The 15,152-nt window shown below is 55.8% G+C and carries 16 protein-coding genes and 1 pseudogene; 1 reads left to right on the top strand and 16 read right to left on the bottom strand.

Features of this window, described 5'->3' with window-relative positions; genetic code table 11:
* Nucleotide 1: 1 nt before the first annotated feature.
* The 15 genes and pseudogenes from RTX30_RS11395 to RTX30_RS11325 form a co-directional block, all read right to left on the bottom strand.
* The gene (locus tag RTX30_RS11395) at nucleotides 2-586 is read right to left on the bottom strand and encodes a DUF3261 domain-containing protein (protein ID WP_312689805.1); all 585 of its coding nucleotides are present in this window, start codon (nucleotides 584-586) and stop codon (nucleotides 2-4) included.
* Entirely contained in the window at nucleotides 583-2,904 is a 2,322-nt protein-coding gene (locus RTX30_RS11390) for an MMPL family transporter (protein WP_312689804.1), read from the bottom strand. Before RTX30_RS11390 ends, RTX30_RS11395 begins: the two co-directional genes overlap by 4 nt.
* Nucleotides 2,873-3,478, bottom strand: coding sequence for an outer membrane lipoprotein carrier protein LolA (locus tag RTX30_RS11385; RefSeq protein ID WP_312689803.1), 606 nt, complete (start codon nucleotides 3,476-3,478; stop codon nucleotides 2,873-2,875). The genes RTX30_RS11390 and RTX30_RS11385 overlap by 32 nt, the downstream gene beginning before the upstream one ends.
* Nucleotides 3,475-3,897, bottom strand: a complete 423-nt coding sequence (locus RTX30_RS11380) for a thioesterase family protein (RefSeq protein WP_312689801.1) — start codon at nucleotides 3,895-3,897, stop codon at nucleotides 3,475-3,477. Before RTX30_RS11380 ends, RTX30_RS11385 begins: the two co-directional genes overlap by 4 nt.
* Before the next feature lie 3 nt (nucleotides 3,898-3,900).
* Nucleotides 3,901-5,604 (bottom strand): glycosyltransferase, encoded by a 1,704-nt coding sequence (locus tag RTX30_RS11375; RefSeq protein WP_312689799.1) that lies wholly within the window; start codon nucleotides 5,602-5,604, stop codon nucleotides 3,901-3,903.
* Nucleotides 5,595-5,948 carry a hydroxymyristoyl-ACP dehydratase gene (locus tag RTX30_RS11370; RefSeq protein WP_312689798.1) on the bottom strand — a complete coding sequence of 118 codons (354 nt, stop codon included), beginning with the start codon at nucleotides 5,946-5,948 and terminating at the stop codon, nucleotides 5,595-5,597. The genes RTX30_RS11375 and RTX30_RS11370 overlap by 10 nt, the downstream gene beginning before the upstream one ends.
* A complete protein-coding gene (locus tag RTX30_RS11365) occupies nucleotides 5,935-7,293 on the bottom strand; it encodes an AMP-binding protein (protein ID WP_312689796.1) in 1,359 nt (452 codons plus the stop codon). The genes RTX30_RS11370 and RTX30_RS11365 overlap by 14 nt, the downstream gene beginning before the upstream one ends.
* Nucleotides 7,290-7,871 (bottom strand): hypothetical protein, encoded by a 582-nt coding sequence (locus tag RTX30_RS11360; protein ID WP_312689795.1) that lies wholly within the window; start codon nucleotides 7,869-7,871, stop codon nucleotides 7,290-7,292. The genes RTX30_RS11365 and RTX30_RS11360 overlap by 4 nt, the downstream gene beginning before the upstream one ends.
* A gap of 6 nt (nucleotides 7,872-7,877) precedes the next feature.
* Nucleotides 7,878-8,129, bottom strand: coding sequence for an acyl carrier protein (locus RTX30_RS11355; protein WP_312689794.1), 252 nt, complete (start codon nucleotides 8,127-8,129; stop codon nucleotides 7,878-7,880).
* A gap of 13 nt (nucleotides 8,130-8,142) precedes the next feature.
* Nucleotides 8,143-8,400, bottom strand: a complete 258-nt coding sequence (locus tag RTX30_RS11350) for a phosphopantetheine-binding protein (protein WP_312689930.1) — start codon at nucleotides 8,398-8,400, stop codon at nucleotides 8,143-8,145.
* A pseudogene (locus RTX30_RS11345) lies at nucleotides 8,381-9,213 on the bottom strand (lysophospholipid acyltransferase family protein). The gene RTX30_RS11350 and the pseudogene RTX30_RS11345 overlap by 20 nt, the downstream one beginning before the upstream one ends.
* Entirely contained in the window at nucleotides 9,192-9,914 is a 723-nt protein-coding gene (locus RTX30_RS11340) for a beta-ketoacyl synthase chain length factor (protein WP_312689793.1), read from the bottom strand. The pseudogene RTX30_RS11345 and the gene RTX30_RS11340 overlap by 22 nt, the downstream one beginning before the upstream one ends.
* A gap of 77 nt (nucleotides 9,915-9,991) precedes the next feature.
* The gene (locus RTX30_RS11335; protein ID WP_312689792.1) at nucleotides 9,992-11,050 is read right to left on the bottom strand and encodes a methyltransferase; all 1,059 of its coding nucleotides are present in this window, start codon (nucleotides 11,048-11,050) and stop codon (nucleotides 9,992-9,994) included.
* 73 nt (nucleotides 11,051-11,123) lie between these two features.
* Nucleotides 11,124-11,513: a hypothetical protein gene (locus RTX30_RS11330; RefSeq protein WP_312689790.1), complete on the bottom strand. Its 390-nt coding sequence runs from the start codon at nucleotides 11,511-11,513 to the stop codon at nucleotides 11,124-11,126.
* A 501-nt stretch (nucleotides 11,514-12,014) separates the two neighbouring features.
* Nucleotides 12,015-13,064, bottom strand: coding sequence for an AI-2E family transporter (locus RTX30_RS11325; RefSeq protein WP_312689788.1), 1,050 nt, complete (start codon nucleotides 13,062-13,064; stop codon nucleotides 12,015-12,017).
* Between the two features lie 148 nt (nucleotides 13,065-13,212).
* Between RTX30_RS11325 and RTX30_RS11320 the strand changes: the two genes are divergently transcribed.
* Nucleotides 13,213-14,412, top strand: a complete 1,200-nt coding sequence (locus tag RTX30_RS11320; protein ID WP_312689786.1) for an MFS transporter — start codon at nucleotides 13,213-13,215, stop codon at nucleotides 14,410-14,412.
* A 126-nt stretch (nucleotides 14,413-14,538) separates the two neighbouring features.
* Here the strand turns inward: RTX30_RS11320 and RTX30_RS11315 are convergent, their stop codons facing one another.
* A complete protein-coding gene (locus RTX30_RS11315) occupies nucleotides 14,539-15,096 on the bottom strand; it encodes a DcrB family lipoprotein (protein WP_312689928.1) in 558 nt (185 codons plus the stop codon).
* Nucleotides 15,097-15,152: the final 56 nt, after the last annotated feature.

Genomic DNA, 15,152 nt, shown 5'->3' with positions numbered 1-15,152 from the left:
CTCAGTCACCCAGATATTGAATGGTGATGTGGTACTTGAACGCATGCTGCTCAATGCTGATAGGCTCGCGCTGGCCTTTGCGTTGCAGGTAGGTAATTTCGGTCACCAGCTTGCCACGGGCGTTACGCAGTTCGCGTTTGTCGCCTTTGTCGGTCAGCGTCCAGCCTTTCGGCAGTTGCGGTTGCCAGACACTGAGCGGCCAGTGGCTGATCATCACGTCTGCCAGAACCTGGCTGGCGGGCGGCAGTTGCGGCACCACAATGGACTGCTCAGTGTGGATCCCTGTTTCGTCATAGGTGACGAGGAACAAGCGGATGCCCACGGAAGAGAGTCCGGCAAGGGTGATTTTCTTGTCGTCGGCGTTCATCATCACCAATAACGACTGGGTCTGTCCGTTAAAACTGCCAGTCAGTAGCTGTTGCGCATTGACCGCCGGAGAAATACCCGGCGCGGGCAATGTGACGCGGGTGCCTGGCTCCAGCCACGCTTGTGGGCGTGTACCGTCCAGGGAGTGTGTGGAGTGGCTGCATCCCGTAAGCAGCAGGGCAGCGGCGAACGCGACGCCAGTCCAGAGGGTGCGAATCATCGTTTTCTCTCTTTTTTACCCGGCATTGCGAGGGGGGAGAGCAGGAAGGCGGTAAAAATCCCGCTCACCAGCACAATGCCGAAACTGCTGATAGCCTGAGTGGCGCTGAACACCAGCATCCCCAGGGTGAGTAAAGTGGTTGCCATTGCCAGTGTGACGGCCAGCAATGAGGTGAGCGGCGTGCCGCGCGGATTGCTGAAAAACAGGGTGTAATTTACGCCAATGCCCAACACCAGCACCAACGCCAGCAGTGAAAACAGATTCACCGCATGGCCGCTGAGTGACAGAACTGCCAGTCCGCATCCGAGCGACAAAAGTGAAGGTACCAGACTAATGAGTCCCTTTTTCCAGCCCAGGCGTAGCATGGCCCCGGCGGCAATCACTGCCAGCGCGACGAACAGCAGCCCGGTTAATACCAGGCGATAGAGGGCAAAGAGTTCATCGAAGGCGCTTTTACGGTCAACCCACGCCACGCCAGGCTGTGCCTGCGCCAGTGCTTTGAGTGCTTCGCTCTTTGTTACGCCATCAACCGGAGCCAGCACGCCGCTTTGCCCGTCGGGCAGGGTCAGCCATAGCAAACGCCAGCCTTCGCTGGCCGGGCTGGCAAGCCACTGTTCGACGGTCACGTTCATCGGGCTGAGATCCGGGGACACCGTGCTCATGCCGGCAGCCTGCAAGGTGCGGGCGACGGCAGGGGCGGCGCTTTTCAGTAAGACCAGATCTTGCTGTTGCCGCGCGAGCGAGTTAAGGGGCAGCGTACGAAAGCCGCCAATCAGGCCGTTGTCGCGGGCCTGCTCCAGCTGCGGAACAAATGCTTCCAGGCGCTCCAGCGTCTGTTGCGGCGTGTCGCCATACACCACAAACCACTTCTGATCGACACTTTGCCCGGTTAATGCAGTGATGGCTTTCTCCTGCGCCAGAATGCCCTGCGGCAGTGCCTGCAACTGGCTGATATCGTCATTAATACGCAGCGTTGCCAGCCCGGCAAGGGAAAACAGCGCCAGCACGACTGGCAGACCCACGGCGAGTTTTTTATTGCGTCGCCATGCCGCCAGCCAGCGCAACATCAGCGCCATTGCTGGCACCGGCCGTACCGGTAAACCGCGACACAACCACGGGTGCCAGAAAAGCACCGTCAGGCAGGAGGCGCTCAGGCCGACGGCGGCGAAAACCGCCATCTGGCGAATACCGGGGAAGGGTGCCAGCATCATAATCAGGTAGGCGGCGACGGTGGTCGCCAGCGCCAGTAGCAGCGCATTACGCACTTTGGCGAGGCTCTGCCAGGGCGAGGCAACCTCGCCGTGAACCATGCGTTCGGTCAGGTAGTAGAGGCTGTAATCCGCCGAAATACCGATGATGCTCATGCTCATCACCAGCGTCATCAGGTGCAATTCACCAAACAGCAGCAGCGTAGCGACGGTGCCAGCCAGCGCGCCTACGGCAATCGAAATCAGGCACAGCAGCAGCGGCCGCAGGGAGCGGAACACTGCAACAATTAACAGGATCACCCCGAGAACCGTGGCGACACCTAACGTTGATACGTCACGCTTTGCCTGCTGGCTGGCATAATCGCTGTAGAACACCGTCCCGCGCGACAGCAGTTGCGCGTGCGGGAACTGCGCTTTCAGTTGCGCTTCCAGCGATGCCAGCGTGTTAACAAACTGGTGCGTTTGACGCATATCGAATGAGGAACCCGCCAGTTCGCCATGCAGCAGATACCAGTAGTTGCCTTGCTCATCCTGAGTAACCAGCCAGCCATCCATCAGGCGTAACTGCTGACTGTTTTGCGCCATCGCCAGTTGCTCGCCGCGCATCAGCATAAGTGGATCGTTTTGCAGCTCTTTGCCGCTCACGCCGGAAAACGCCGAATAGAGCTGAGTCAGTACCCATTGTGCCTGCGCTTCGCCGCCATTTTGCAGGCGAGCGCGGGTGGCGCGGTCGAGCAGTGCGTTGCGGTGTTGCCAGAAAAAAGTGCCCCATTGCTGCTGGCTTTGCGCGTCCATTGCGCCTTTCAGGTTATTGACGGCCTGCGACTGGTTCAGCAGCGACAGCCACTGTTTTGCCACCTGCGGATCGGCTTGTTTACCCGGGCTCACCAGCCACACCAGTTGTTTGTCGAGGCGCTGCATAAAACCGTCGTTCAGCGCTGGCGGCAGGGAACCCATCGCCTGTGCAGGCAGCATCGCCAGCACACTGCTGTTCATGCGCGCTTTCGGCAGCAGCATCAGCAAAACGCCCAGCAACGCCAGGCAGAGCAGACCCCAGAGCAGCGCCGGACGCGGGGAGTTAGTGCGCGGCAAAGCGTTGCTGTTCGTCATCGGTCAGGGTTGCTGGTGTAAGTTGGTGCCCGGAAAAGGCGATATCGGTCAAATCGCCCTGCTTATCGTTCAGACGAATGCTCTCCAGATAATGCTGCCCGGCGAGATCGATAGAACGAAATATCTTGTCCAGCGGCGTCGTTACTGGCGTCAGTTTCAGTGTCCAGCGCCCTTCGCCTTGATCGTGAAAGTCGATACGGAAGTTCTGCTCCAGCACGGCGCGATCGGCCTGAAACAAGGCACGCAGCAGATGGTTAAACTGGAACATCTGCGGGTTGTTTTGTGCGGTGATCACCTGCGGTGGCTGGCCATTGATGATTTGCACCATCCGCGAATCATCCAGCATCAGCATCATCGGAAAGGGGGCTTTCTGATCCCACAGCAGCCCTTTATCGCGGGCAATAAGCATGTCACCCTGCGAGCGCAGCGGCTGCGGCAAGTCTTTAATTGTCCGTGTTTGGGTGAAATGCGCACGGATCAGTGGCTGCCCGGTAAAACGCTGTTGCAGCTCGTCCAGCGTGATGGCGTTAACAAATGGGCTAAGCAGCAGGGCTAACAAAGGCCAATATTTCACGGTGTGACTCCCATGCGTTCAAACAGGATAGCCGGGCTGACAAAGCACATTTCACGGCTTTTTTCTTCGACCGCCACCTGGATGGTATAACCGGTGGTGGTACGTTTGCCGCTGGCGGCATCGAAAATGTCGTATGCGATTTTCAGCCGGTTTTCAAACTCTTCCAGCCTGGCGCGAACGCGAAAATGCTGCTCGAACGTCAGGACATCGCGATATTTCACGCGGGTATCTACCACCGGCCAGACATAACCGGAGGCCTTCATCTGGCGGTAGCCGTAGTCAAACTGATTCAGTAGCGCCTCGCGGGCGATTTCAAAATAGCGAAAGTAGTTACCATGCCAGACCACGCCCATCATATCGACGTCGTGAAAAGGTACGCTCAGCGCTACCTCGGCGGTAAACCGCGGATCGTCTAACATTTGTTACTCCTTATCCGTGGACTTCGGCGCGGCGTCGGGCAACCGCCAGAAATCAAAAAAGTTAAACCAGTCGAGTGGCGATTGCAGCGCATAGTGCTCCAGGCGCGCAGCGTATTGATCTACCGCGTCACGCAGTGCTGCCTGCCGTGAGGCGCGTGGCATAGGCAGCGGGTCGGCAAACTGTTCGCAGTGCAGGCGCAATTTTCCCTGCTGGCGCAATGCAAACATCAGCAACACCGGGCAGCGCAGTGCGGCGGCAAGAATAAACGGCCCCTGCGGGAAAGGTGCGGGATGGCCCATAAAGGTGCTCCAGTTGACCCGCCAGTCACCGCCACGTTGCGGGTTCACCGCGAGGCGATCGCCGACGATCGCCACCCAGTCTCCGCGATCGAGAATCTCTTGCAGCATCATGGCGGTTTCCGGCCCGATGTGGGAAACCGGGATCAGGTTGATCGCCGCTTCCGGTGCCATCTCTTGCATGATTTGCTTAAAACGCCGGGCGTTATCATGGAACACCAGCGCATGGATTATTTTGCGCTCGTTGATTTGCGCCAGTGCGCGGCTGGCTTCGACGTCGCCCAGGTGCGAGGCCAGCAGCAGTTTGCCTTTGCCATCATGCAGTCCCAGCGCTTCTTCGGCACCGGGGGCAAGCTCCACATCGCGACCAAGATGCAGCTCGCCTCGCCAGCCTGCGACTTTATCCAGCATGGCTTCACCGAAGCGTAAAAAGTGGCGGTAGCTGTTTAGCCCTTCAGGAACAGGCTTTCCACGCGCCACCAGTGTGGTGCGCACCCGTGCCAGCCAGTTTTTCGATGCCCGGCGTGCGTCGCGGGCTGTTAGCCAGTAAACCGCAATCACCGGGTAGAGCAACAGTGAGAAGGCCCGGCGTCCAAGCAGCCGCCAGACCAGCAGCATAAAACGCATGCCCCACAGGCCTTTCACCTCTTTTTGCTGCGCCCAATGTGAACCGGAGCGGCGAAACAGCAGGCCGGGCATGCGCGGTAACATGCCGAAGAACAGGCGGGTATGCATCAGCGAAATACGGACGTTGTCTTTCAGGGCGTCGAAATGCGACAGGCCATCCAGCGGATAGGTCACTCGTGTCGGCACAAAATAGCTGTCGTTGCCCTGCCAGTAGAGGCGCACCATCACTTCGGTATCGAAATCCATCCGTTTGCCGAGCCTGACCCGACTGGCGAGTTGCAGCGTCGGGGCAATCGGGTAGACGCGAAAGCCGCACATACTGTCTTTCAGTTGCAGCGACAGCGTCTCGATCCATACCCAGATATGGGTTATCCAGCGACCGTAGAGACGCGAGCGTGGGATGGTGTCGTCATACAGCGGCTGGCCGGAAATCAGCGCTTGCGGGTGTTGTTCCGCCAGAGCCAGCAGTTTGGGAATGTCTTCTATGGCATGCTGCCCATCGGCATCGACCTGCACGGCATGGGTAAAACCGGCATCGGCGGCGGCTTGCAAACCGCAGAGCACTGCTTCGCCTTTCCCGGCGTTCTGCGGCAGGCGGATCAGCGTCAGGTTGCTGTCGCCGCGCGCCAGCACATCCAAAATGATTGGCGTATCGTCAGTGCTGCCATCATCCACTACGAAAACCTTCAGGCCCGCAGGCTGTAAGCGGGTCAATACGCTGGACATGGTTGCGCCGTGGTTATAACAGGGGATAACCACGCAAGGATTAAAGGTTAGCGACATAGGCGAATCTTTCCGCTGCTGCAGGGATGGCGCATTTCGCCATCGTGACGTTGATAGCTGAACGCCAGCTGCTGTTTATCGGCATCCCAGTCGAGCACCAGGGTGACGACGTTGTCCGGCAGTAGCGGCGCCTGAAATTTAACATGTTGAAGACTGTGAAAGCGGTACTCTGGCGCCAACAAGGTTGTGGCGTAGTGCATGACCCAGTCGAGTTGCGCGACACCGGGCAGCAAAGGCTGGACGGCAAAATGACCGCTGAACCAGAACAGTTCCGGCTCGAGGTGGATCACGATTTCTGCATGCTGTTTTTGCGCCTGGTGGCGTTCAATTTCATGGGGTTTCATGAAATAACTCCTGTAGTTGCGCATAAACACGCTTGTTCATACTGTTGACCGGGATCTCGTCAAGAATGCGCCAGTAACGCGGCACGGCAACAGGCTCAAGCCACGGGATGAGCGCCCGCCGCCACGCCAGTTCCAGCGCCTTGCTGTCGCTCGCTTGCCACTGGCTGCGCGTTTCCTCTTCCAGCACCAGCAGCACACCAATGCCCTGTCGACCGCCGCGGAAGACGGGCAGCGCTGCGGCTTCGCGAATCCCGCCCAGCTCCAGCACACGGCGTTCAATCTCGCTGAGCGAGATGCGCTTCTCTTCGATTTTGACCACCCGGCCACGGCGTCCTGCAATCTGGAATGTGCCCTTTTTATCGAAAATCAGCACATCATCGAGCAATAATCCATCCTGTTCAGGGATGATCGGCGAATGGGCACGAAACGCATCGCCTTCCTGCGCAATTGTCACGCCGGGGAAGGGCAACCAGGCAATCGCGTCCTCGCGGCGATAGCGCCAGGCAAGGATCCCCGTTTCAGTGCTGCCATAAATTTCATCCGGCCAGACACCCAGCCAGGCCGCTGCACTCTGCACATCACGCCACGGCAGCATACCGCCTGCTGAGAGGATCAGCGTGACCGGCGGCGGGGTAAGCTGCGGATCAAGGCGTTTTAAAAACGCGGGGCTACTGATAAAGGCGTAACGATACTGTTCCTCCAGCGCGGCGAGTTGCTCGGCGTAATAGAGCATGGCGGCGTGCAGTGGCAACCCGAGCGACATGGGCAAAAAGATGCGGAATGTCAGACCATACAGGTGCTGCGGCACCACCGAGGCGACAACCCGGCAGCCAGTCAGACGTTCGCCGAAGCGTGCGGCCAGCAATGCTGCTTCTTTGTCGAGACAGGCGATGGGTTTAATGACTCTGCGCGGTTGCCCGGTAGAGCCGGAGGTAAATAATTCGACATGGGCGTCGTTACGCAGCGCCGGAAACGTATATTCATCTGTGGCCTGGTGATTGTCGGATACCACAACCAGACGCGGCCCTTGCCAGTTCAATGCGCGATCGCTTAATACGCCGTCAAACAGTGCTTTTTGTTCCGCCAGTAATGATTCCCGGCTATGACCTGGAATAACCGGGGTTTTCCCGGCATGCAGCGTGGCCAGCAGGGCAACAATAAACAGATAGCTATTTTCAAAGCACAGTGCCCAGCGCTCGCCCGGCTGGCGGGCTAATTGCGCCATGCACTGGGCGACATCGTGACGTAAATGCCCCAGCGTCCATGTCTGTGCGCCAAGCCAGGCTATCGGCGTGTCGTCAGCGCGCGGGCTGCTTAGCCAGGCGGCGAAGGGTAGGGTCTTCATTGGATCTCTCGTTTTATCACCTGGCGGCGTACCAGCCATTCGCCCGCCATCAGCACGCCCATCAACAGATAAGCGATCATGCCGTTCCATGCTGTCCACAGGCGCATATCGCCATGCAGGGCGGTAAATAGCGCAATTCCGCCATTTACAATAAAAAAGCCGCACCAGATTTGCGTCACACGGCGGGTATAGCGAATGGCTGCGACGGGCAGCTGCGGTTCGCGCAGGCGCGCCAGCCGTTCCACCAGCGGCATTGCTGTCCAGAGCGATCCGCCAAATACTGCCAGCATGATGAGATTGACCGCCACCGGGTAGTACAGCAGTAGCTGGTGCGTTTTGAGCAACCAGCTGGCTGCGCAGAGCGCGATGCCGACGACCGCGACGCCGCCAGTAACCGCGCGCAGCGGCGCAGCCGCCTGCCGCGCCTGCCGCAAGCGAAAAAGCAACATCAACGCCATCAACGGCAGCAGCCAGTGCAGGCTGTTATGTGCCAGACCAAACCAGACCACAAATGGCCAGGCCAGCATTAACAGCGCAGCGAAGAGCTTTAGTCCCGATTCGAGGCGGGATTTACGCATGGCGACTTAGTCTTCCTGCAACAGGCGTTCTACGGCGTCGACCACGTCCTGCACGGTGCGCACCGCTTTGAACTCTTCCGGTTTGATCTTCTTACCGGTTTTCTTCTGCAGGTGCACAATCATGTCGACAGCGTCGATACTGTCCAGCTCGAGATCTTCGTACAGGCGGGATTCGGGGGTGATATCCTGCGGTTCGATTTCAAACAGTTTGGTGAGAAGCGCGGAGACTTCCTGATAAATTTCGTTTTTCTCAGTCATAGCGAACCCGTTCTTATGCGCGTTGAGCCTGGATAAAGGAAGCCAGCGTAGCGACTGAATAGAAATGCTGACGCATCTCTTCGCTTTCCGCGGACAGAACAACGGCATATTGATTTTTAATCGCCAGACCTAATTCCAGTGCATCGATTGAATCCAGCCCGAGGCCGTCCCCAAACAGCGCCACGTCCGTTTCGATGTCATCGGCGCTCAGTTCGTCCAGATTCAGTGTGTTAATGATGAGATTTTTAAGTTCAAGATAAAGCTGTTGCATCATTCATTCCTAAAAAGGTGCAAAACCCGGTGTCAATTGATGCAGAAGATGCCGGTTCAACTGCCTTGCTGCCAGCGCCGGTTCTTGCGATTCCGCATCAAAAAATTGTTTTATTGCCACCCTGTCGCGAACCTCAACGGTAAATAGCGGCTTGCGGGGTGGGACGTCATACCATCGGCTGTGTTTATCCAGCAGATGTTCACTACAGTGGATGACCACGATGCGTAAATCACAACCGCAGCGTACAGCAATGTTTGCCGCGCCGCGTTGCAGTGTCATTTTCTCGCCCGGCTGCGTCCGTGTGCCTTCCGGGAAGATTAAAATCGTGTCGCCCTGACGGAGCCGTTGCTCGCAGGCGGGGAGCAGGGCATCTGCCTGGCTGTTGATCAGGTAGTCCGCTGCTTTCACCACACCGCCGAGAAACGGATTGCGTAGCAGTGCGCTCTTCACCAGACAATCGGTTTCCGGCATCACTGATGCCAGCAGAACATAATCAATCAGCGTAGGGTGATTAGCGACCACCAGACAGCCGCGCTCATTGCGCAGCGTGTCGATACCGTGAATGCGGTAATCCAGCGCGCCTGTGGCTTTTGCGATATGTAAAAAAAGCCTGAAGCTGGCGGCGATACTACGCCGCGCCAGACGGCGGCGCTTTGCCCGATCCCGTACGGCAACCAGCAGCAGGTTAAACCACACCAGTGACAACAGCAGCCCGCCGATGCCGAAGAGCGCAAAGCACATACCGGTCATTAACAAGCGCCAGACCCAGTTGATGCGCAGTTTCAGCGATCTCATTTGCGGCTCCAGCGCCAGTTCAGGCGTTCGCCAGCAATGCTGAATGCCGGTGTGTGCGACAAATAATGTTGTAAAAATTGCAGACTTTGCGGCAGCGCAGGCTCGCCATCAAAACAGGCCGCTTCGCTGACGCAGCGCAGGCTTTCTCCCGCTTCGAATACCAGTGCGACGGCATAGGCCCAGGTTGGCATATCGGGATTCAGCCCGGGGTGATAAAACGCGGGCAGCGTGCCGTCAAAATCCACCATTAACACGCGCTTGTAGCCCGCCTGCAGGAAACAGATCACCTCGCACAGCCCCTGCTGGAAGGTGTCCAGCCCGGCGGAAATAGAAGAAGAGACGATCGGTTGCTGCATTGCGATGGTGAGATTGCCGACCGCCGAGTTGTGCACCGACATAGCAAAATCCGTTGGCGAGAGGTCCTGGCCTGTCGCCAGCGCTTGCAGAATACGGTAGTTACGCTCCAGTTCACCGTGGCGGCTGGTAAAGACAACCGCATCCACCTGATGCTGTCGCAGCAGGATCATGCCGCATTCGACAGCCAGACGGCTACCCGAGCTGAGACGGCGCGCGGTCATCATTGGCAGAGTGGTCAGTTTTGCCTGCGGCAACGCTGGATCGATAGCGTGACGGCTTTGTGACCAGTGTTGCCACTGTGCCGTTTCGCTTAATCCCGGTGCTCTGGCCTGCCAGTCGGTAATCTTGAGTGCAAATTTCATTAAACGCGCGTCCGCGAAAAAACGTGATTCCCATTGACGCCGGTAAAAGCGTCATGGCGGCACGGGGCCGCCCTGTCTTATTTTTTATGACATATCAATAAAGTATGCCCCACCCCGAGGTTATCGAGGCGTCTTTCTACGCTAAAGCCAGCCGTATCGAGATAACGCAGGAACTTCTCTGCGCTATAAAAACGGCTGTTGCCATTCGCCATACAGGTGAAGTACAGCGAGGTGGCATTCAGACTGAATGCGGCAGCATCAAATTTTTGCGCGTCCCAGAACAGTTCCATCACGCACAGCCTGGCGTCCGGTTTCATGGCCGCGGCTATTTTACTTAAGATGCCGACAATTTGTTCCCCGGAAAAGCAGTCCAGGAATTGACTCATCCACCAGATATCCGCTTCGTTGGGCAAGGGTGCATTGCTCAACATATCAATCGCGTGGAAGTTGATCCGTGAGGATAATTCCGCTGCTTCTACATTTTGCTGTGCCAGAACAATCTGTTCAGGTAAATCTAACAAGGTAATGGCGACATTATCATCATACTTACAGCAGTTAATCGCCCATTTCCCGGTATTGCCGCCTATATCGTACAGATTTCGCGGCTGGCTGGCGAATACATGCGGCAGTGCGGCATTAAACGCGGCATCGGAATAGTAATGATCAAAAGCAAACCAGCTATCACGCGCCGGGTTCGGTAATTGCGATAACGCCGGGTATATCGTTGGCCACTCGCCGAATACACGCAGTCCTGCGGGCTTCCCCTCTTTTAATGCTTCTTCAAGGAAAAACAGCCCCTGGTAACAAACGTCTTGCGAAAAGTCCATATTCACACGCGTCATTGTATCATGAAGCAGGTAGTGTCCGACTTTCGCCAGATAAAAGCGATCTTCACGCCGGGTGACAATTCGCCCGCTAAGCGCCATGTCCAGTAATATACTTGCGGCATATTCATCCGCCTCGCTTCCTTGCACAATTTCGTCCAGGGTTGCGCCCTGTTTTCCTTGTTTATCAAGAAAATCCAGCAGACCAAACTTACGCAAACACACCGCGGTCTGAAATAACATTGGGGCAAAAGCAATACGCTGCGCTTCAGCTATCGCTTCCAATGCGCTGAACGGATCCTGTTCATACATGCTGTGTGCAACCTTTTTTAAATGCATGAGGATTATCGGACCGTTACCGGCCCGACTTTAGGCAGGATGGCAATTAAAGCGCGGCACCGGATGACAAGTTCAACTGAATTTGTTTATCGAGGTTGTTCACCCAGGTATTGTATTTTTTATGAATCCGACCATCAGAGGCTTTGAGATTCATACTACTTTCGTAGTTGATGGAGTAGCTGCTGGCAGAGTAATTGATACGCACTTCGGCAATGTGCCCGCGGTTATCCAGACGGCCTTTAATCACGCCGGGACCCGCATCGTTCATTACCCACTGACGTTGTTGGCCCGCTTTCAGGATGGCAGCACGGACTTGTGCCTGAGTATGACCGGCGCTCACCGGGGCGTCGACATTTTGTACAATGGCGGTGCGGGCGCAGCCAGCCAGGGCACCGGCAACGGCAATCACGGCCAGGAACTTAACAATCTTTTTCATGCGAACTCCGTATCAAATAATTGAAGATTGAGAACATGCTTAATTGCTGGAATTAAGCCAACACAATGATGTCATTCAGCAAAATGAGTTTGCCTGCTAATGACAGCAGTGCAGGTTTTCATTCCTGCTTGCGAATTATGGGTGTTTTTTAAAGTGAGTATTGCCCGGCTTTTTATAATTTGTTGCCTGCGTTATGCCGGGCCAGCCTGAGTGCGCGAATAATAAAATAGGATTGTGTACAGTGCAACTATAACTGCTTACCGATATCTCACGTAATAATTGATATCGTATAAATTACAGGACATTAGCATGGTGATAAATAGGGTAATTAACGAGGTTGCCAGAATGTTATATTAATTCCAAACCTTAAGGTAAACTTTCCGTGGCTGGAACTGGCACCCTTGATAAAAAACAACGCCCGCATAAACTCTGCAGGCGTTATTATTTTCTTTACTTTATCGTTAATGGCATAAATATAAAACTACCCGCGTTGGTAGTATTTTACCCGGGTAGCCGACTTTTGGGCCGGCCTGGGCCAAGGAGGATCGCCAGTTTGCTGCCACCGGTAGTCGTCTCCATCCAGATTTTACATACGCTGGTGAGCGGAACAGATAACAGCATCCCTACCGGGCCAAGCAGCCATCCCCAAATTAATAACGACAGGAATACCACCAGCGTTGACATACCAAGACGGTGGCCCATCATGCGGGGTTCCAGGATATTACCGATGATCATATGCACCATCAGGAACAGCACACCCACCAATACGCATTCATAAACACCATTAAACAATAGCGCCTGTAGCATGGGCGGAATGGCGGAGATCACCGACCCGATATTGGGAACATAATTGAGCAGGAACGCCAGCACTCCCCACATCAGGGCGAATTGCACATCCAGCGCGACCAGACCCACCCAGACGATAACGCCCGTCCACAAGCTCAGCAGGGTTTTCAGCGCAAGATAATGCGAGACACCTTTCAATGCGCGGTGCAGCCCGGCGATGTGGATTTGCGGGTTACTCAGAGCAAAACGCAATTTGTAAGGTACATGGCGCACTTCAAACAACATAAAGACGACAGTCATCACCAGCAGGACAATGCTGGCCATTGCATTCGACAACTGTGTCATCATGGCCGTGGCAAAGGACATTAATCGATCGGAATCCATACGTTGCAGCATACGTTCTGGCGACATATGCATATTAAGGAAGGGCACCATTCGCTGAAATTCAAGGAACTTACGCGTAAACTCGCGATTATATTTCGGTAACAGTGTCATAAAGTCATTGATTGAGGCGGCCAGTACCCCCACCAGCGCGGTGAGCACAATCAACATCACCAGTACCACAATGGCAATAGCGATGGGACGCTTCAGTCCCCGGCGAATAAACCACCTGACTAACGGGTTGAGGACGATGGCGAAAAAGAGCGCCAGTAAGAGCTGCACAATAATGTCTGCCGCTGCATGGATACCGGCGAGGATCACCACCAGTGCAGCGAGTTTTAAAAGAATGTGTAAACCCATTTGATCAGGCTGAGGTTGCGTCATGTTTAATTCCTTTTGTCATCTGGCCTGTTCAAGTGTAGTGCCTGGTAAGCCCTTCGCCTGACTGAGATATTCTTAAAGTGCGTGCTGATTTCTCTGCGCCGACGTGGTAATAGTGAAACACTGTTGCAAATATCTGGATTGAACTCTCATGCCTGAAAACGCCGCCGAACCGGCGCTTAGCGGATTGCGCCTTAATCTGCGGATTTTGACCGTCGTTATTTTTAACTTTGCCAGTTACCTCACCATTGGACTGCCGCTGGCGGTACTGCCGGGCTATGTTCATGACGTGATGGGGTACAGCGCTTTCTGGGCGGGTCTGGTCATCAGTTTGCAGTACTTCGCCACGCTGCTCAGTCGCCCGCATGCCGGGCGTTACGCCGACTTGCTCGGGCCGAAAAAGGTTGTGGTGTTCGGCCTGTGCGGCGCGTTGCTCAGTGGTCTGAGCTATCTGCTGGCCGGTGCTGGCAGCCATGCGGGGATGCTGAGCCTGGCGCTGCTGTGCCTGGGACGGGTGATCCTCGGTATTGGTCAGAGTTTTGCAGGAACAGGCGCGACGCTGTGGGGCGTGGGTGTCGTGGGATCGATGCACATTGGCCGGGTCATCTCCTGGAACGGTATTGCAACGTATGGCGCAATGGCGCTCGGCGCACCGTTGGGCGTTCTGTGTTATCAGCATGCCGGTTTACAAGGCCTGTCATTAACCATAATGGCGGTAGCGTTGTTGGCTATTTTGCTGGCGCTGCCGCGTGCGGCGGTCAAAGCCAGTAAAGGTAAACCGCTGCCGTTTCGCGCCGTGCTTGGGCGTGTGTGGCTGTATGGTATGGCGCTGGCGTTGGGCTCTGCGGGGTTTGGTGTTATCGCCACCTTTATTACCCTCTACTATGATGCGAAGGGCTGGGAAGGCGCTGCGTTTGCCCTGACGCTGTTCAGCGTGGCTTTTGTCGGCGCGCGTTTGCTCTTTCCTAATGGTATTAACCGTCTTGGCGGCCTGAATGTGGCGATGATCTGCTTTGTGATTGAAACCCTCGGACTGGTGCTGGTTGGGCTGGCGGTTGATCCATGGATGGCAAAACTGGGCGTGTTCCTTGCCGGTGCGGGTTTCTCGCTGGTCTTCCCCGCCCTTGGCGTGGTGGCGGTGAAAGCTGTGCCGCAGCAAAATCAGGGATCGGCGCTGGCGACCTATACGGTGTTTATGGACTTGTCGCTGGGCGTGACCGGCCCGCTGGCAGGGCTGTTAATGGCGTGGTCGGGGGTGTCGACAATTTATCTTGCAGCGGCAGGCCTTGTTGCCGTGGCGCTGCTGCTGGCGTGGCAACTAAAGCAAAGGCCGCCGCTAAGAGAGGCATAAATACGGCTTCGGATGCTCAAAACGTGAGTATTGAGGACAAAAGGCCTGCTGTCTTTCTCCGTTGAACGTCGCCATCAGGCAATAAAAAAGGAACCCGCGGGTTCCTTTTTTGCATTCGCTGCGCGATTATTTCACCTCAATGGTGTTAATGATGTTCTCGGCGGCGGTTTGCGCTTGCTGCTGGTTGTCTGCTGGCAGGGTAACCTGCAGAGTCAGCAGCTTATTGTCGACTTTGCCCAGTACGACGGAAGACCATGCAGTCTGGCCTTTGGCGGAGATAATGCTGTCGAGCTGTTGCAGTGTCTGGCCTTTCAGTTCGATGGCTTTATTGGTCACCACTTGCAACTGTGGGTCGCGGGCGCGCTGCTGATCTTCCAGACGTTTCGCCAGTGCGGAAAGCGCTTCCTCGGTGTTGTCGCCCACGATCACAATCACTGCTTTCTGCCCGGTGGCATCGGAATAGACGTGCATATTATTGGCCTGGGTACCCAGTTTACCGCTCTGATCGGTCATATCCGCTGGCAGCGAGAAGCTGAGCTTACCATCAAGCAGTGTAACCGGCTGACCACTGGCATTGCTTTCTGCGGCCGCACCAGCAACAGGCTTTTTGCTGTCGCTGTTATCACAGCCTGCCAGCCCGACAACGAGCAGACCAATACCGACATATTTCACCAGATTGCGCATTGACTTCATCCTTTCAATAAACAGCCATAACGGCTCATCGGTGCATCTTATCATAA

The sequence above is a fragment of the Kosakonia sp. genome, assembly GCF_032052965.1.
In the GTDB taxonomy this organism is placed as follows: domain Bacteria; phylum Pseudomonadota; class Gammaproteobacteria; order Enterobacterales; family Enterobacteriaceae; genus Kosakonia.
The sequence above is the reverse complement of the archived record's forward strand: the minus strand, read 5'-3'. Positions and strand labels throughout refer to the sequence as shown.